Source organism: Angustibacter aerolatus (assembly GCF_054776675.1).
Genome location: NZ_BAAHBM010000041.1, coordinates 1 through 15,711, shown reverse-complemented (window position 1 = coordinate 15,711; position 15,711 = coordinate 1). Strand labels below are relative to the sequence as shown.

At 74.3% G+C, this 15,711-nt stretch carries 18 protein-coding genes, 1 tRNA gene and 1 other RNA gene; 8 read left to right on the top strand and 12 right to left on the bottom strand.

Annotated features, from left to right (window positions below; all coding sequences use genetic code 11):
- Nucleotides 1-10: 10 nt before the first annotated feature.
- Nucleotides 11-994 carry an alkaline phosphatase family protein gene (locus ACYVI6_RS11025; RefSeq protein ID WP_460446417.1) on the bottom strand — a complete coding sequence of 328 codons (984 nt, stop codon included), beginning with the start codon at nt 992-994 and terminating at the stop codon, nt 11-13.
- Between the two features lie 120 nt (nt 995-1,114).
- Here ACYVI6_RS11025 and ACYVI6_RS11020 point away from each other — a divergent pair, with 120 nt between their 5' ends.
- Nucleotides 1,115-2,425, top strand: a complete 1,311-nt coding sequence (locus ACYVI6_RS11020; RefSeq protein WP_460446416.1) for an EAL and HDOD domain-containing protein — start codon at nt 1,115-1,117, stop codon at nt 2,423-2,425.
- Between the two features lie 9 nt (nt 2,426-2,434).
- Here ACYVI6_RS11020 and ACYVI6_RS11015 read toward each other — a convergent pair whose 3' ends face one another.
- Nucleotides 2,435-2,686 carry a hypothetical protein gene (locus ACYVI6_RS11015; protein ID WP_284288552.1) on the bottom strand — a complete coding sequence of 84 codons (252 nt, stop codon included), beginning with the start codon at nt 2,684-2,686 and terminating at the stop codon, nt 2,435-2,437.
- Between the two features lie 171 nt (nt 2,687-2,857).
- Between ACYVI6_RS11015 and ACYVI6_RS11010 the strand changes: the two genes are divergently transcribed.
- Nucleotides 2,858-4,117, top strand: coding sequence for an EAL domain-containing protein (locus ACYVI6_RS11010; RefSeq protein WP_460446415.1), 1,260 nt, complete (start codon nt 2,858-2,860; stop codon nt 4,115-4,117).
- A 7-nt stretch (nt 4,118-4,124) separates the two neighbouring features.
- Here ACYVI6_RS11010 and ACYVI6_RS11005 read toward each other — a convergent pair whose 3' ends face one another.
- The 3 genes from ACYVI6_RS11005 to ACYVI6_RS10995 are packed head-to-tail and all read right to left on the bottom strand — an operon-like array spanning nt 4,125 to nt 6,405.
- Nucleotides 4,125-4,994, bottom strand: coding sequence for an LLM class flavin-dependent oxidoreductase (locus ACYVI6_RS11005; protein WP_460446414.1), 870 nt, complete (start codon nt 4,992-4,994; stop codon nt 4,125-4,127).
- The gene (locus ACYVI6_RS11000; RefSeq protein WP_460446413.1) at nt 4,991-5,722 is read right to left on the bottom strand and encodes a DUF305 domain-containing protein; all 732 of its coding nucleotides are present in this window, start codon (nt 5,720-5,722) and stop codon (nt 4,991-4,993) included. The genes ACYVI6_RS11005 and ACYVI6_RS11000 overlap by 4 nt, the downstream gene beginning before the upstream one ends.
- Entirely contained in the window at nt 5,722-6,405 is a 684-nt protein-coding gene (locus ACYVI6_RS10995; RefSeq protein ID WP_460446412.1) for a DUF3105 domain-containing protein, read from the bottom strand. Before ACYVI6_RS10995 ends, ACYVI6_RS11000 begins: the two co-directional genes overlap by 1 nt.
- Nucleotides 6,406-6,569: 164 nt before the next feature.
- Between ACYVI6_RS10995 and ACYVI6_RS10990 the strand changes: the two genes are divergently transcribed.
- The 3 genes from ACYVI6_RS10990 to ACYVI6_RS10980 are packed head-to-tail and all read left to right on the top strand — an operon-like array spanning nt 6,570 to nt 8,634.
- Complete coding sequence (locus tag ACYVI6_RS10990) at nt 6,570-7,190, top strand: AIM24 family protein (RefSeq protein ID WP_460446411.1); 621 nt, start codon at nt 6,570-6,572, stop codon at nt 7,188-7,190.
- Between the two features lies 1 nt (nt 7,191).
- Entirely contained in the window at nt 7,192-7,881 is a 690-nt protein-coding gene (locus ACYVI6_RS10985) for an AIM24 family protein (RefSeq protein ID WP_460446410.1), read from the top strand.
- Nucleotides 7,882-7,893: 12 nt separating this feature from the next.
- Nucleotides 7,894-8,634, top strand: coding sequence for an AIM24 family protein (locus ACYVI6_RS10980; protein WP_460446409.1), 741 nt, complete (start codon nt 7,894-7,896; stop codon nt 8,632-8,634).
- Here ACYVI6_RS10980 and ACYVI6_RS10975 read toward each other — a convergent pair.
- The 7 genes from ACYVI6_RS10975 to ACYVI6_RS10945 form a co-directional block, all read right to left on the bottom strand.
- Entirely contained in the window at nt 8,631-9,254 is a 624-nt protein-coding gene (locus ACYVI6_RS10975) for a LytR C-terminal domain-containing protein (RefSeq protein ID WP_460446408.1), read from the bottom strand. The genes ACYVI6_RS10980 and ACYVI6_RS10975 overlap by 4 nt on opposite strands.
- Before the next feature lie 9 nt (nt 9,255-9,263).
- Nucleotides 9,264-9,557 (bottom strand): type II toxin-antitoxin system VapB family antitoxin, encoded by a 294-nt coding sequence (locus ACYVI6_RS10970; RefSeq protein WP_460446407.1) that lies wholly within the window; start codon nt 9,555-9,557, stop codon nt 9,264-9,266.
- A 91-nt stretch (nt 9,558-9,648) separates the two neighbouring features.
- Nucleotides 9,649-9,736 (bottom strand) — tRNA-Ser (locus ACYVI6_RS10965).
- Nucleotides 9,737-9,774: 38 nt separating this feature from the next.
- An RNA gene (gene ffs / locus ACYVI6_RS10960) (signal recognition particle sRNA small type) lies at nt 9,775-9,871 on the bottom strand.
- Nucleotides 9,872-9,878: 7 nt separating this feature from the next.
- Nucleotides 9,879-10,646 (bottom strand): glucose 1-dehydrogenase, encoded by a 768-nt coding sequence (locus tag ACYVI6_RS10955; RefSeq protein ID WP_460446406.1) that lies wholly within the window; start codon nt 10,644-10,646, stop codon nt 9,879-9,881.
- 1 nt (nt 10,647) lies between these two features.
- Nucleotides 10,648-12,030: a GntP family permease gene (locus tag ACYVI6_RS10950; RefSeq protein ID WP_460446405.1), complete on the bottom strand. Its 1,383-nt coding sequence runs from the start codon at nt 12,028-12,030 to the stop codon at nt 10,648-10,650.
- Between the two features lies 1 nt (nt 12,031).
- Nucleotides 12,032-12,574 (bottom strand): gluconokinase, encoded by a 543-nt coding sequence (locus ACYVI6_RS10945; protein ID WP_460446404.1) that lies wholly within the window; start codon nt 12,572-12,574, stop codon nt 12,032-12,034.
- A 110-nt stretch (nt 12,575-12,684) separates the two neighbouring features.
- On the opposite strand from ACYVI6_RS10945, the gene ACYVI6_RS10940 reads away from it, so the two are divergent.
- The 3 genes from ACYVI6_RS10940 to ACYVI6_RS10930 all read left to right on the top strand — a co-directional run.
- Entirely contained in the window at nt 12,685-13,407 is a 723-nt protein-coding gene (locus tag ACYVI6_RS10940) for a FadR/GntR family transcriptional regulator (protein ID WP_460446403.1), read from the top strand.
- 181 nt (nt 13,408-13,588) lie between these two features.
- Nucleotides 13,589-14,404, top strand: coding sequence for an oxidoreductase (locus ACYVI6_RS10935; RefSeq protein WP_460446402.1), 816 nt, complete (start codon nt 13,589-13,591; stop codon nt 14,402-14,404).
- A 75-nt stretch (nt 14,405-14,479) separates the two neighbouring features.
- Nucleotides 14,480-15,711: DNA polymerase III subunit gamma and tau (locus ACYVI6_RS10930; RefSeq protein ID WP_460446401.1), on the top strand; the 1,232-nt coding region annotated here is incomplete at its 3' end.

Sequence of the window (15,711 nt, the reverse complement as noted above, 5' to 3'; positions counted from 1 at the left end):
GTAAGCGGCGTCACAGATGGAAGGCCGAGCGCATCGAGGTGGCGGTGCGCGCGCAACCCAGCAGCGGCAGCTGCAGCAGCTCCTCGACGGTGCGCAGGGTCGAGCAGTGCGTGAACGCCTGCTTCGAGGCGACGCCCTTCGTCGTGCGCGACAGCACCACCGTGGGGATGTGGTTGCTCGTGCGCGACCCCTCGTCGAAGGTGATGATCACGACGAGCCGCCCGCTGGCGAAGTCGGGCCCGGCGAGCACCTGCGGCAGGTACTGCGCGAGGTACCGGTCGCCCGCCTCGATCCGGTCGCCGGTGCACCCGCTGTGCCCGTGCATGTCGTGGCACAGGTCCGGCGTCACCATCGAGAAGGCGGGCAGGGTGCCGGCCGCGACGGCCGAGTGCAGGGTGCCCGTCGTCGGTCGCCCCACCGGCTTCTCCCGGGCCCGGCACCGGCTGCGCTCGCTCAGGTAGTACGCCGAGGGCATGTGCCGCACGGCGAAGAACCCCGAGTCGGTGCGGGTGCAGGGAGCCGGCAGGCCCTGGGCGTACGACCGCCAGGTGCGCCCGGCCGCGATCACCTGCTGGTACACGCTGTCGCCGGTGAGCCGGTGCCCTGCGGGGGGCCGGTCGTCGCACACGCCGTGCCGGCTGCCCGACGTCATGATCAGGTAGGCGGCCAGCGACGGGCACGCGGCCGGGTACCCGGCGTCCATCCGCAGGGCGCTGCCGTACCGCTTCGACAGCTTCGTGAGGTACGCCGCGCCGCCCGGGCCCAGCACGTCCTCCGCCGTCTCGTTCTCCTCGACGACCAGCATCACCTTGCGCTTCGGTGCGGCGGCCGAGGCCGCGGCCGACGCCGCGGGGGCGCTGTCACCGAAGGCCGTCGGCGTGGGGGCCTGCGTCGCCGCGGCGACCCGGTCGTCGTCGCCGGCCGGCCCGGCACCGCAGGCCGCGAGCAGCAGGCTCGACAGGGTCAGCAGGGCGAGGGCGGCACGAGCGCGCATGCGACCACCATCACACGGCCGGGGGCCGCCGCCCGCCGTGGACGGCGGCGGCTTCAGGTCGGTGCCCCGGCTGCCGATGCCCTACCCGGCAGACACCAGCAGCGAGGGCGGAAGAGGGGCATGTCGACGGTCGACCACACCGTGCGCAGCAGCGCCGCCGGCACGCCCGGGTCGCCGCACGCCCAGATCGCCCGGCAGGGCATCTACGACCGCGAGCGCCGGCTGGTCGGCCACGAGCTGCTGTTCCGCGGCGGCGACGGCGACACCGCCGTGCTCGAGGAGGCGCTGAACCCCACCGGCCTGGCCCGGCGCGGGGCGACCGCCGCCGGCGACCTCGCCACCTCGCAGGTCATCGCCACCACGTTCGGCGACTTCGGCGTGCAGCAGCTCGGTGACGGCAAGCCGCTGTTCCTGAACCTGACGCGCGCCTTCCTCGTTGGCGACCTGCCGCTGCCGTTCGGGCCGACCGGCGTGGTGCTCGAGGTGCTCGAGGACGTCGAGGTCGACGCCGAGGTGCTGCACGGCCTGCGGGCCCTGCGCGAGCGCGGGTTCCGGCTGGCCCTCGACGACTTCGTGGGCGAGGAGAGCCGCCGCGCGCTGCTGCCCCTGGTCGACGTCGTGAAGGTCGAGCTCTCGGGTCCGCTCACCGAGCCGGGCGTGCTGCCCGGGTTCGTCGAGAGCTGGCGCGAGCAGGCACCCGGTGCGGCGTTCCTGGCCGAGCGGGTCGAGGACGAGGTGCTCTTCGAGGCCAGCCTGGCCGCCGGGTTCGAGCTGTTCCAGGGCTACCACCTGCACCGCCCGGCCACCGTGCGCCGGCCCCGGCTGTCGCCGTCGCAGATCGGGTGCCTGCAGCTGCTGCGGGTGCTCGCCGACCCGTCGTCCACCACCAAGGACATCGAGCGGGCCGTCGCCGCCGACCCCGGGCTCAGCCTGCGGGTGCTCGGCACGGCGAACTCGGCCGGGGGCAGCGCCGCCAGCCACAGCATCACCTCGCTGCGGCAGGCCGTCGTGCTGCTCGGGCCGACCGCGCTGTGCGCGTGGGTGATGCTCACCCTGCTCGGCGGTGCGAGCGAGGCCGTGGGTGCCGGCATCGTCGACGTGCTCGCCCGCGCCCAGTGCTGCCAGCTGCTCGCCACCCGCCGCGGCCTGCCCCGCGGGGAGGCCTACACGGTGGGCCTGCTCAGCGGCATCGCCGGGCTGCTCGGCGTCGACGTCCGGTCGGTGGCCGAGGCGGCCGGCGTCAGCACCGCCCTCGTGCAGGTGCTCGAGCGGCGCGACGGCCCGCTCGGCGCGCTGCTCGACCTGGTCGTCGCGCACGAGCACGGGCAGCTGCTGCCCGGCGGGATCGCCGACTCCTACGACGTGTCGCGCGCCTACCTGGAGGCCTGGGCGGCGTCGCTCGCGCTCACCCGCTCCGCCCTCGGTGCCTGACGGGCGCGGTCAGCCCTGCTCGACGTCGACGCCCTGCTCGTCGCTGATCCGCTGCGCCATCTGCTCGATCTCCGCAGCGTCCGGCGAGAGCCCGGCCTTCGCGAACGCGCGCTCGAGCTCCTCTCGCACGGTGTCCACCGGCGCCCCCGCCTGCCACGAGCGCACCCGGTCGGCGACGTCCTGCGCCGACTCCACCTTCGCCGCCTGCTCCTCGCCCGAGCCCTCGACGTCGATCTCGACCCTGTCGTCCGCGTCAGCCATGCGCCGACCGTAGGCGCGCCCGCCCGGGGCGGCACGTCGGCGGCTCGCTGCTCTTGCGTGCTCAACGGACGTTGAGCCCGGCGCCCCCGTGCCGATACGACCCTTGGCAGCGCACGACCGTGACTGCCGTCATGTCGCCGGTGGAGACGCCGGCGGCCGAGAGGGGGTGCCGTGCCCGACACCTGTGGCACCCCGCAGATCGGCGTCCTGACCGACGCAGAGGTCGAGCGGGTGCTCGACCTCGCCCGCGAGCACCTGGGCACCGACGTCGCCTGGGTCACCGAGTTCACCGGCGGCCGCCAGGTGATCCGCTGCGGCAGCGGCGACTCGTCGCTGCTGCGGGCCGAGATCGGCGGCAGCACCCCGATGGAGGAGACCTACTGCGTGCGGGTGCTGCACGGTGAGCTGCCGGCGGTCATCCCGGACGCCCGGCGCCACCCCGTCGCCCGCGACCTCGCGATGACCCACCAGCTGGGCATCGGCTCGTACGTCGGCGCGCCCCTGCACGGGCCGGACGGCGAGGTGACCGGCATGCTCTGCGCCGTCGGCACCGCCGCGGACCCCACGCTCGACGACGGCGCACCGCGCTTCCTCGCGCTGCTGGCCGCCCTGATCAGCGACCGGATGGCGACCCCCGAGGCCGTGCGCCGGCGGATCGCCCTCGACGAGTCGCGGGCCGTGCAGCACCTGCTGACCGCCGGGTCGATGACCACGGTCTACCAGCCGCTGGTGCGCCTGCCCGACGGGAAGGTCGTCGGCTACGAGGCGCTGGCCCGGTTCGGCGTCGGCGCCTTCCGCGGTCCGGCCCAGGCGTTCGCCGCCGCGGCCCGCGTCGGGCGCGGCGTCGAGCTCGAGCTGGCAGCCGCGCGCGCGGCGGTGGCCGCCGTCGACGTCCTGCCGGCCGGTACCACGCTCACGATCAACCTGTCGGCCGAGGCGCTGCTCGACCCGTGCGTCAACGAGCTGCTGCAGCGCGAGGGGCTGCGCGCGCTGGCCCGTGGGGCGCGGCTCGGCGTCGAGATCACCGAGCACACGCACGTGCCCGACTACGCGCCGCTGCTGCGGGTGCGGGAGCGGCTGCGCACCATCGGCGTACCGCTGTGCATCGACGACGCCGGCGCCGGGTTCGCGAGCTTCCGGCACGTGCTGCAGCTGCGCCCCGACGTCATCAAGGTCGACGTCGACCTGGTGCGCGACGTCGACACCGACCCGGTGCGCCGGGCGCTCATCCGGTCGCTGGTCGGATTCGCCGAAGAGGTCGACGCGCAGCTGCTGGCCGAGGGCGTCGAGACCCCCGAGGAGCACGACGTGCTCGTCGAGCTCGGCGTCGGCCTGGCCCAGGGGTACCTGCACGGCCGCCCGGCCCCGCTCGCCGCGGCGCTCGCGACCCGCACCGGCTGGGTGTCGGAGCCGCTCGCCCGCGACGCCTGACCGACGCTCAGCCGAGCTGCCGGCCGACCTCGGCCGCGAAGGTCACGAACGCCTCGACGTCCGACTCGCCCTCGGCGGGCTGCAGCACCAGCACGTCCGCCCCGGCCTGCGTCCAGCGGCCGAGCTGCTGCGCGACGTCGGCCGCGTCGTCGCCGGCCACCCAGCGGTCGGCGTCGTCGTCGAAGATCCGCCGCGTCGTGGCGGCGGCCCGCTCGGCGGCCCGGGCGCCGGTGGCCGTGACGACGTAGACCGTGACGGGGTGGGGGTCGGTGCGGCCGGCCTCGGCCCGCCCGGCCGCGACCCGCTCGACGGCGGCCCGCACCTCGGACGACGACGTGCCCCCGGTCAGCACCGTGCCGTCGGCGTGCGCGCCGCTGAGGTGCAGCGTGCGGGGCCCCTCGGCGCCGGCCAGCACCGGCACGGGCTCGGCGGGCGGCCAGTCGAGGCGCACGTGGTCGAGCTGCACGTAGCGGCCCTCCACGGTGACCTCCTCGCCCGCGAGCAGCGCCCGTAGCGCGTCGACCTGCTCGCGCAGCAGGGTCAGCGGCGACGCCGGGCGCGCGCCGACCTGCGCCATCCACGACTGCACGCCGTGCCCGACGCCGACGACCGGCCGGCCGGGGAAGAGGCGGTGCAGCGTCGCGAGCTCCATCGCGGTGAGCGCGACGTTGCGCAGCGGCACCGGCAGCACGCCGACACCCACCCGCAGCCGCTCGGTCCAGCCGAGCACCGCCGCGGCGCTCGCGACGCCGCTCTCGCGGAAGCAGTCCTCCCACAGCCACAGCTCGGCGAGCCCGGCCCGCTCGGCGGCGAGCGCCACCGGCCGCAGCCGCTCGGGGGGCAGGTCGGGGGTGAAGACGGCGCCCACGGTGGTCATGCGGTCGCTCCTCGGGCTCGCAGCATCTGCTGCATCGCGGTGATCTCGGACGTCTGGGAGGCCACGATGCTGCGGGCCAGGTCGTGCACGGCGGTCGGTGCGGGCAGCGCCAGCACCTCCTGCGCCATCTCGACGCCGCCGTGGTGGTGGGCGATCATCAGCTGCAGGTACAGCACCTCGGCGGGGCGGCCCGACAGGCCGGCGAGCCGCTGCAGGTCTGCGGCCGACGCCATGCCGGGCATCGCCGCGGTGCCGGTGCCGCCGGCCCCGCCGCTCGCGGACGCCGTCGCCGCAGGGGTCGCGGCGTGCGCGTGGCCGCCCTCGCTCATCCAGGCCATCGCCGGGCGACGCCCGGTCTGCGGGAGGCCCCACGCCACCAGCCAGCCGTACATCTGGCCGATCTGCTGCTGCTGGGTCGTCGCGATGTCGTAGGCCAGGGTGCGCACCTCGGGGTCGTCGGTGCGGGCCAGCACGGTGAACGACATGTCGACGGCCTGGGCGTGGTGCGCCTGCATGTCGCGGGCGAACCCGGCGGCGGCGCTGTCGTCGGCCGGGGTGGTGCTCGGCGTCACCAGCCGCCCGACCGCGAAGCCGCCCAGCGCCGCGAGCAGCACCAGCACCGCCGCCACCAGGGGCAGCACGGTGCGTCGCCGGGGCGCGTCGTCCGGCGTCCGCAGGTCGCCGTCGTCGGCGGTCGCGGCGTCGTCGACGTCCCCGGCGAGGCGCATCAGCTGCTCGGCGTCGCCGACGGGCTGGCCGACGTGGTGGGCGCCGGGCCGGTCGTGGTGGTGTCGGAGCCGTCGGTGCCGCCGGTGCAGGCCGCGCCCGGCTCGGGGGTCTGCGGGCCCTGGCGGTAGGTGCGGATGAACTCGGCGAGCCGCGGGTCGTCGGCGCCGGTGAGGCGCAGCTGGTGGTCCCAGGCGCTGACGACGACCGGGGCGGGCAGGTCGGGGTAGGGCGACAGGATCGCGTAGGTGTCGGGCGTCGCGTCGGTCAGCTTCTTCACGTCCGCCGCGGGCAGGTCGGGGCGGTAGGTGATCCAGACCGCGCCGTGCTCCATCGAGTGCACCGCGTTCACGTTCGGCACCGCCTTGGTGTAGATGCCGCAGTTCAGCCACACCGGGTTGTGGTCGCCGCCGACGGGTGGCGTCACGTCGTAGGTCACCGCCGTGGTGACGTGGTCGCGCTTCTCGGTGTACGTCTTCACCGCCGCCAGGCTCGGCGTGTTCGCCTTCTCCCGCAGGATCGCGAAGGTGACGGCGCCCGCGATGGCCAGCACCACGACCACGGCCGTGCCCCAGATGATCGTGGCGCGCCGGCGGTCGGCGGCCCGCTGCTTGCGGCGCGCCTCCTCCACCTTCTTCGCGCGGTCCTCGCGGTCGCGACGGCTGGCACTGCTGGACGGGGCCACGGGGCTCCTCAGGTCGTGGTCGGGCGGCTCGGGCCACTCTACGGATCGCTGCTGGGACGCGGCTGGATGCGGCCGAGCCGTGACGCGGTCGGTGGCGCCGCTGTAGCGTGCGGCGCGGCCACCGGGGAGGTCGGCCGGCTGGCAGGTGGCGAGAGGGGGACGGCGTGGCGAGGTTCGTGCGCAACGGCTCGAGGGTGCTCGAGGTGCACCTGGAGGGCGACACGGCGCGGGCGCTGTCGGGCTCGATGGTCGCCTTCGAGGGGCAGGTGCAGTTCAAGCACGCCGGCATGGGCGGCGGCGAGGGCCTCCGCGGTGCGCTGAAGCGCAAGATGACCGGCGAGAGCCTGCAGCTGATGGAGATGACCGGGCACGGCGTCGTCTACTGCGCGGCGGACGGCCAGGAGGTCCAGCTGATCGAGCTGCAGGGCGAGACGCTGCAGGTCGAGTCGTCGTCGCTGCTCGCCGTCGGGTCGGGGCTGCGCACCGACGTCACCTTCACCGGGCTGCGCGGCGCGACGTCCGGGCAGGGCCTGTTCACGACGACGGTCACCGGGCAGGGCACGGTGGTCGTGGTGAGCGACGGGCCCGCGATCGTGCTCGAGGTGAGCCCCCAGCACCCGCTCGTCGTCGACCCGCAGGCGTACGTCTGCTCGCGGGGCCAGCTGCAGCAGTCGTTCGTCACCGACATCTCGTGGCGCAACGCCGTCGGCGAGGGCAACGGCGAGGCCTTCTCTCTGCAGTTCAACGGGTCCGGCGCCGTCTACATCCAGCCCGCGGAGCGCTGACATGGCCTACGTGCTCGAGAACAGCAAGGTCGTGCGGGTGCCCGTGCAGCCGGGTCGGCACGTCGTCGCCCGGCGCGGCGCGATGCTCGCCTACACCGGGCAGGTCGCGTTCTACCCGGCCCAGAGCGGGCAGGCGGGCGGCGGCGGCGTCGGCGGCGTCGGCGGCGTCGGCGGCATCATGGGCATGGCGGGCCGCGCGATGGCCGGTGAGAGCTCGCCGCTGATGGTCGCCGACGGCTCGGGCGAGGTGCTCTACGGGTACGCCGGGCTGCACATCACGCTCGTCGAGCTCGACGGCGCGAGCACGCTGAGCGTCGAGGCCGACCGGCTGCTCGCGCACGACGGTCACCTCCAGTCGACCGTCGTGTTCCTCGGTCAGCAGGGCGGCATCCGCGGCGCGGTGCGCGGCGCGGTCACCGGGCAGGGCCTGTTCACCACGCAGCTGTCGGGGCAGGGCACGGTCGCGCTGCTCGCCCACGGCGGGTGCCTGGCGCTGCCGGTGAACGGCTCGGTCGGCGTCGACCCGCAGGCGTACGTCGCGCACGTGGGCGCAGTGAACGTGGAGGTCACCACGATGGGCGCCGGCGGCATGTTCCGCGACGCCGTCGGGCGCGGCTCCGGGGAGTCGATCCAGCTGCGGGTGAGCGGCACCGGCACCGTGTACGTCCAGGCGTCCGAGCAGAAGTTCTAGGGGGAGCGCACCGTGCCCGACGTCCTGAACCCGGCGACCCTGCCGAGCGACGACAACATCAACCCGTACGCGTTCTGCGTCGACCTGGACGGGCGGTACTTCCTGTCCAAGGGCGCGATGATCGCCTACTACGGCCAGATGCGGTTCGAGGCGCTGACGTCGGTCAGCAACCTGGCCGCCTTCGTGGCCGCGCAGTTCTCCAGCCCGCTCTACGCCCAGGACTGGGTGGTCGCGCAGGGGCACGGCAAGCTCGTGCTCGGCGACCGCGGCTTCGACATCAACAGCTACGACCTCGACGACGGCAACCTCACCATCCGCGCCTCGAACCTGCTCGGCTTCGCGCCCACGCTCGAGCTGAAGCAGTCGATCGTGCCGGGGTTCCTCACCCTCATCGGCACCGGCAAGTTCCTCGCGTCGTCGAACGGGCCGGTGATCTTCGCCGAGCCGCCGATCCGCGTCGACCCGCAGGCACTGGTCGGCTGGGCCGACTGCCCGAGCCCCTCGCACCACTACGACACCAACTGGATGCAGGGGTTCCTCGGCATGGCGACGTCGTTCTTCGGCCGCCAGTCCGGCGAGGAGCGGCAGTTCGACTTCACCGGTGCCGGCACCGTGCTGCTGCAGTCGAGCGAGCTGGTCATGGAGGACCCCGCCCTGCTGCGGCAGATCGACGCGCAGACGCACACCCTCGGCACCGGCCAGCTGCAGGCCCTGCACGCCTCGATCGGCCGGCGGCTGCAGCAGCAGGGCTAGCCCTGCTTCGACGTCGCCCTCGAGGTCGGCGTCCTCGAGGTGGGCTTCGTGGTCGGCTTCGTGCTGCCGGTCGTCGCCGGCGCTGTCGTGCAGGACGGCGTCGGCGTGGCGCTCGCGGTCGGCTTCGGCGCCGCGGCCAGCCTGTCGAACTTCGCGCCGAGCACGAGGTCGACCGAGCCGCCCTTGCGCTTGTCCTGCTGCAGCTTCGGCGAGGGCAGCTGCTTGGCGACGAGCTTCGCCGCGGCGACGCCCTTCGGGCCGTAGCGCACGACGGCGGTGCCCTTGGGGTGGGTGTCCTTCGGGTCGTTCGCGACCGTGCCCACCGCGAACCCGCGGCTGCGCAGCGTCTCGGCGGTGTCGCCGGCCAGCCCGGCCCGCGACGTCCCGTTGTAGACGTTCAGCCGGACGTCGCGCGGGCGCAGCGCCGCCTTCGTGGCCGGACCGCACGTCGGCACCTGCTGCACCGACACGTCGTCCGACCCGCCGCCGAGCACGCCGGTGTAGACGCCGGCCGCGACCAGGCCCGCCAGCACCAGCAGGGCGACGAGCACGACGAGGGTGAGGCGCTGGCGGCGACGGCGCCGCTCGCGCCAGCTCGACGCCTCCGACAGGTAGCTCATGCGGCGGGCCTACAGCACCAGGACCCGGGCGTGCAGCACCGGCCGCTGCTGCAGGGCCGCGCGCAGCGCCCGGTGCAGGCCGTCCTCGAGGTACATCGTCCCCTGCCACTCCACGACGTGGGCGAACAGGTCGCCGTAGAAGGTCGAGTCCTCCGACAGCAGCGCGTCGAGGTCGAGCGTGCGCTTGGTGGTCACCAGCTCGTCCAGCCGCACCATGCGCGGGGCGACCTCAGACCACTGCTTCACCGTGGTCAGCCCGTGGTCGGGGTAGGGGCGGGAGTCGCCGACGCCTCGGAAGATCACGGGGTCACTGTAGGGCGCCGGGCCCGCGCGGCGCGGCGGACGACGCACGAGGGGCCCGGACGCGACCGGCGTCCGGGCCCCTCGGTGCGGCTGGCGGAGGATGCGGGATTTGAACCCGCGAGGGTGTTACCCCAACACGATTTCCAATCGTGCGCACTAGGCCACTATGCGAATCCTCCGCCGGAGAGGTTACCCGACGAAGGAGGTGGCCAGGGACAGCAGCGACCCCTCGCGCACCCGCCAGAGCCCGCCTGCCCTTGCTGCCTTCCGGCCCTGGGGGAGTTCAGCGAGATGACGCCGCACGAGGGGTCGCCGAACACTCTAGACCACCGCCGTCAGGCCGCCGTCCACGGTCAGCACCTGCCCGGAGACGAAGTCGGCGGCCCGCGAGACGAGGAACACCGCGGCCCCCACGAGGTCGCCCGGGGTGCCCCAGCGACCGGCCGGCGTGCGCCCGCGGATCCAGGTGTCGAAGGCCGGGTCGTCGCGCAGCGGCCTCGTCAGCTCGGTCTCGACGTACCCGGGCGCCAGGGCGTTCACCTGCACCCCGGACGCCGCCCACTCGGCGCACATCACCCTCGTGAGCATCGCCAGCCCGCCCTTGCTCGCCGAGTACGCCGACAGGCCCGGCCGGGCGAGCGACGTCTGCACGGAGCCGACGTTCAGCACCTTGCCCCGCCCGGCGGCGACCATCGCCGGAGCCGCCTCGCGGGCCAGCAGGAAGGCGCTGGTCAGGTTGGTGTCGAGCACGCGGTGCCAGTCGGCCGCCGAGGTGTCGACGAGCGGCTGGCGGTGCTGCACGCCGGCGTTGTTCACCAGCACCGTCGGCTCGCCCGCCAGCTCGCGCACCCGGCGCACGCCGTCCACCACGCCCTGCTCGTCGGTGACGTCGAAGGCGACCGCGTGCACGGTCGCCCCGCTCCGGTCGGCGAGGTCGCGGGCCGCCTGCTGCAGCGGACCGTCGGTGCGGGCCGTGAGCACCACGGTGGCGCCGTGCTCGGCGAGCCCACGGGCCAGCACGGCACCGATGCCCCGGCTGGCGCCGGTGACCAGCGCGACCTCGCCGGTCAGGTCGAAGAGGCCGGGCACGCTAGACGAAGATCCCGAGGATCAGCACCAGCACCAGGCCGGTCACCGACAGCACGGTCTCCATGAGCGACCAGGTGCGGATGTTCTGCCCGACGCTGAGCCCGAAGTACTCCTTCGTCAGCCAGAATCCGGCGTCGTTCACGTGGCTGAAGAACACCGACCCGGCGCCGATCGCCAGCACCAGCAGCGAGATCTCGGCGTTCGGCATGCCGACCGTCGCGGGCTGCAGGATGCCGGACGCCGTCACCGTGGCGACCGTCGCCGAGCCGGTGCCGAGGCGGATCAGCACCGCGACGAGCCAGGCGAGCAGCAGCGGCGAGACCGACGAGCCCTTGATGAAGTCGGCCAGCACCGAGCCGATGCCGGTGTCGACCAGCGTCTGCTTGAACCCGCCGCCCGCGGCGACGATCAGGATGATGCCGGCGATCGGCGGCAGCGAGTCGCCGAAGGTCTTCGACAGCGCCTCGCGCCCCATGCCGGCACCGCGGCCGAGCGTGAAGATCGCGACCAGCACGGCGATCAGCAGCGCCACCAGCGGCGTGCCGAGGAAGACCAGCACCGGCGTGAGACCCCCGGCGTCCGGCGCGACGACCTCGGCGATCGCCCGGGCCAGCATCAGCACGACCGGCAGCAGCACCGTGAACAGCGTGATGCCGAAGGCCGGACGGCGGCCGGCGTGCTCGCCGTCCTCGGCGCGCTCGTACGAGCTCTCGGGTGCCGTGACCGGCACCCACTTCACCGCGAGGCGCGCGAACAGCGGGCCGGCGACGATCACCGTCGGGATGGCGACGGCGATGCCCAGCGCGAGCGTCAGGCCGAGGTCGGCCTTGAGGTTGCCGATCGCGGCGAGCGGGCCGGGGTGCGGCGGGACCAGGCCGTGCATCGCCGACAGGCCGGCGAGCGTCGGGATCGCGATGCGCATCAGCGGCTGGTTCGCCCGGCGGGCCACCAGCAGCACGACCGGCACCAGGAGCACGAGGCCGATCTCGAAGAACATCGGCAGGCCGATGACCGCGCCGACCAGCGCCATGGCCCAGGGCAGGGCGCGGGCGCTCGCTCGGCCGACGATGGTGTCGACGATCTGGCTGGCGCCGCCCGAGTCGGCGAGCAGCTTGCCGAACATCGCGCCGAGGGCGATCAGCGTGCCGACGCTCGCGGTCGTGTCGCCGACGCCCTTGGTGAAGCTGGCGACCGTGTCGGCCAGCGGCTGGGTGGCGACCGCACCGACCACCAGCGAGCCGATGGTCAGCGCCAGGAACGGGTGCAGCTTGGCCCAGGTGATGAGCAGCACCAGGACGGCGATGCCGACCAGCGCGGCGAGGATCAGCTGGCCGCTGCCCGCCGCGGGCTCGATCGGGTCGGCGGCGAGGATCGCGTACGGCATCTCAGGCTCCCGTCGTGCGCTGCGCGCTCAGCCCGAGGCCGCGCAGCGCGTCGTCCACCACGGCGTCGACCGGCTGGCCGACGTCGACCGTCACCCCGTGCTCGCCCTCGGCAAGCGGCTCGAGCGTCGCCAGCTGCGAGTCGAGCAGCTCGGGCGGCATGAAGTGCCCTCGGCGCGCACCGACCCGCTCGCGCAGCACCTCGCGGCTCGCCGACACGTGCACGAGCCGCAGCCGGGGGGCCGCCTGCCGCAGCACGTCGCGGTAGGTCACCCGCAGCGCCGAGCAGGTGACCACGCCGCCGACGCCGTCGTGCTCCGCCAGCCACGTGCCGATCGCCCGCAGCCACGGGGCCCGGTCGGCGTCGTCCAGCGGGTGCCCGGCCGCCATCTTCGCCACGTTCGCCGGGGGGTGGAACCCGTCCGCGTCGGCGTAGTCGAGGCCGAGCCGGGCGGCGAGCGCCTCGCCCGTCGTCGTCTTGCCCGAGCCGGAGACCCCCATCACCACCAGCAGGGGCGATCGTGGGCTGTGGGTGCCGGAGGTCATGCAGGCTCCTCGTCGTCGAGGTCGGGTGTCGCGGGGGCGCACCGATAGTGCTACCAATTGGGGCAACCTGGCAAGAAAGATGTGATGTATTCGTGGGACACACTGGTGCGGTGAGCACGCGCGACACCGACGTCGACGCCCCGACCGGGCTGCACGAGCGGGTGCTGGCCACCATCGGGCCGCAGCTGGTCAGCGGCGAGCTGCCCGAGGGCTCGGTGCTGCGCATCGACGAGATCGTGCAGCAGCACGGGGTCAGCCGCACCGTCGCGCGCGACGTCGTGAAGGTGCTCGAGTCGCTGCGCGTGGCCACCAGCCGCCGTCGCGTCGGCGTCACCGTGCGCCCCCGCCGCGAGTGGAACGTCTTCGACCCGCGGATGATCCGCTGGCGCCTGGACGGCGCCAGGCGCGAGGGCCAGCTGCGGTCGCTGAGCGAGCTGCGCCGCGGCGTCGAGCCGGTCGCCGCCGCCCTCGCCGCCACCCGCGCCGACGACGCGCAGGTCGCCGCCCTCACCGCCGCCGTCACCGGCATGGCCGCCACCGGCCGGGCGGGGGACCTCGAGACCTACCTCGGTCACGACGTCGACTTCCACCGCACGCTGCTCGAGGCCTCCGGCAACGAGATGTTCGCCGCGCTCGCACCCGTCGTCGCCGAGGTGCTCTCCGGCCGCACCCACCACCACCTCATGCCAGCCCACCCCGAGCCCGCCGCCATCCAGCTGCACGCCGACGTCGCCGCCGCCGTCCGAGCCGGTGACGCCGCCACCGCCGAGCGGTCGATGCGGGCGATCGTCGACGAGGCGCAGCAGGCGATCGAGCAGGCCTTCCCCGGCTGACGCCTTGACCCTTTGTCGGTCGTCAAGTATCTTCGAGGGGCGTGCTGCAGTAGCGGTACGAAGTGAGCGCGGCAGCCTTCCGGACGGTGGGCGGGCCGCGTTTCGCGCGTTCTGGGCGGCGACGAGCCTTTCCGGGTGACGAGCGGGAATTGGTCCGCCGCCACCGCGGGTTGGCACCGGCATGTCGAAGAACTGGTTCATCACCGGAGCGTCCAAGGGCTTCGGCCGCGAGTTCGCCCTGGCCGCTCTCGAGCGCGGCGACGGCGTGGCCGCCACGGCGCGCGACGCCTCCACCCTCGACGACCTCGTCGAGCGGTACGGCGAGCGCGTGCTGCCGATCACCCTCGACGTCACCGACAAGGCGGCGGCCGGCGCCGCCGTCCAGCAGGCGCACGAGCGGTTCGGGCGGCTCGACGTCGTCGTGAACAACGCCGGGTACGGGCACTTCGGCGCGGTCGAGGAGCTGTCGGAGGCGGACCTGCGCGACCAGCTGGAGACCAACCTCTTCGGCGCGTTGTGGGTCACCCAGGCTGCTCTTCCGTTCCTGCGCGAGCAGCGCGGCGGGCACGTCGTGCAGGTCACGAGCATCGGCGGGATCGGCGCGTTCCCGAACGTCGGCGCCTACCACGCGTCGAAGTGGGCGCTCGAGGGCCTCACCGAGTCGCTGGCCCAGGAGGTCGCCGAGTACGGCATCAAGGTGACGCTCGTGGAGCCGGCCGGGTTCAGCACCGACTGGGCCGGGCCGTCGTCGCGCACGTCCGAGCCGATGCCCGAGTACGAGCACGTCCGCGAGGCCCGCCGGAAGACGTCGGCCGCCCGCACCCCCGGCGACCCGAAGGCCGCGGCGCTCGCGCTGCTCGACGTGGTGGACGCCGACGAGCCGCCGCTGCGGGTGCTGTTCGGCGCCGACGCCCCCAAGATCGTCTACCCGCTCTACGAGCGCCGGCTGGAGCAGTGGAGGCAGTGGGAGCCGACCACGCAGAAGTCGCAGGGCTGACGACGTCGCGCACCGCCCGGGCCGTCGTCCACAGGGCGGCCCGGGCTGTCGGCGGGCGGGGTTAGGGTCGTCGTCGTGTCCACCGCCCTGTACCGCCGCTACCGGCCCGAGTCGTTCGCCGACGTCATCGGGCAGGAGCACGTCACCGGGCCGCTCATGCAGGCGCTGCGCACCGGCCGGGTCAACCACGCGTACCTGTTCAGCGGGCCCCGCGGCTGCGGCAAGACGACGTCGGCGCGCATCCTCGCGCGCTGCCTGAACTGCGAGCAGGGCCCCACCGACACCCCCTGCGGCGTGTGCGACTCGTGCGTGGCGCTGGCCCGCGGCGGGGCGGGCACGGTCGACGTCATCGAGATCGACGCGGCCAGCCATGGCGGCGTCGACGACGCCCGCGACCTGCGCGAGAAGGCGTCGTTCGGTCCGGCGGCCAGCCGCTTCAAGGTCTACATCATCGACGAGGCCCACATGGTCACGGCGGCGGGCTTCAACGCGCTGCTGAAGGTCGTCGAGGAGCCGCCGCCGCACGTGAAGTTCATCTTCGCGACCACCGAGCCCGACAAGGTGATCGGCACCATCCGCTCGCGCACCCACCACTACCCGTTCCGGCTGGTGCCCCCCGCGCGCCTGCAGTCCTACCTGGGCGAGCTGGCCGATGCCGAGGGGGTGCAGGTCGCGAAGGGCGTGCTGCCGCTCGTCGTCCGCGCCGGTGCCGGATCGGTGCGCGACTCGCTGTCGGTGCTCGACCAGCTGATCGCGGGGTCGACCGACGAGGGCCTCACGTACGACGGCGCGGTGGCGCTGCTCGGCTACACCGACTCCGCGCTGCTCGACTCCGTCGTCGAGGCGTTCGCCGCCGGCGACGCCGCCACGGTGTTCCACGTCGTCGACCGCGTGGTCGAGACCGGCCACGAGCCGCGCCGCTTCGTCGAGGACCTCCTCGAGCGGCTGCGCGACCTGGTGGTGGTGCAGGCGGTGCCGGACGGCGCGGGCGCGATCCTGCGCGGGATGCCCGAGGACCAGGTCGAGCGGCTGCGCCAGCAGGCCAGCCACTTCGGCGCCGCCGCGCTCAGCCGGGCGGCCGACGTCGTGGCCACCGGCCTCACCGAGCTCACCGGCACCACCTCGCCGCGGCTGCAGCTCGAGCTGCTCTGCGCACGGGTGCTGCTGCCCGGCGCCGACGGCGAGGCGGGCTGGGGCGCCCGCATCGACCGCATCGAGCGGCGCCTGCAGTCCGGGGTGCCGGTGGCTGCACCCGTTGCGTCCGCACCCGCCGGCGCCGCGGCGCCGACGACGCGAGCGGCGGGCGG

Bases quoted from the DNA above. Each gene is read 5' to 3' on its own strand.
- ACYVI6_RS11025 (WP_460446417.1), bottom strand. From the start codon at position 994: ATGCGCGCTCGTGCCGCCCTCGCCCTGCTGACCCTGTCGAGCCTGCTG.
- ACYVI6_RS11020 (WP_460446416.1), top strand. From the start codon at position 1,115: ATGTCGACGGTCGACCACACCGTGCGCAGCAGCGCCGCCGGCACGCCC.
- ACYVI6_RS11015 (WP_284288552.1), bottom strand. From the start codon at position 2,686: ATGGCTGACGCGGACGACAGGGTCGAGATCGACGTCGAGGGCTCGGGC.
- ACYVI6_RS11005 (WP_460446414.1), bottom strand. From the start codon at position 4,994: ATGACCACCGTGGGCGCCGTCTTCACCCCCGACCTGCCCCCCGAGCGG.
- ACYVI6_RS11000 (WP_460446413.1), bottom strand. From the start codon at position 5,722: ATGCGCCTCGCCGGGGACGTCGACGACGCCGCGACCGCCGACGACGGC.
- ACYVI6_RS10985 (WP_460446410.1), top strand. From the start codon at position 7,192: ATGGCCTACGTGCTCGAGAACAGCAAGGTCGTGCGGGTGCCCGTGCAG.
- ACYVI6_RS10975 (WP_460446408.1), bottom strand. From the start codon at position 9,254: ATGAGCTACCTGTCGGAGGCGTCGAGCTGGCGCGAGCGGCGCCGTCGC.
- ACYVI6_RS10950 (WP_460446405.1), bottom strand. From the start codon at position 12,030: ATGCCGTACGCGATCCTCGCCGCCGACCCGATCGAGCCCGCGGCGGGC.
- ACYVI6_RS10945 (WP_460446404.1), bottom strand. From the start codon at position 12,574: ATGACCTCCGGCACCCACAGCCCACGATCGCCCCTGCTGGTGGTGATG.
- ACYVI6_RS10935 (WP_460446402.1), top strand. From the start codon at position 13,589: ATGTCGAAGAACTGGTTCATCACCGGAGCGTCCAAGGGCTTCGGCCGC.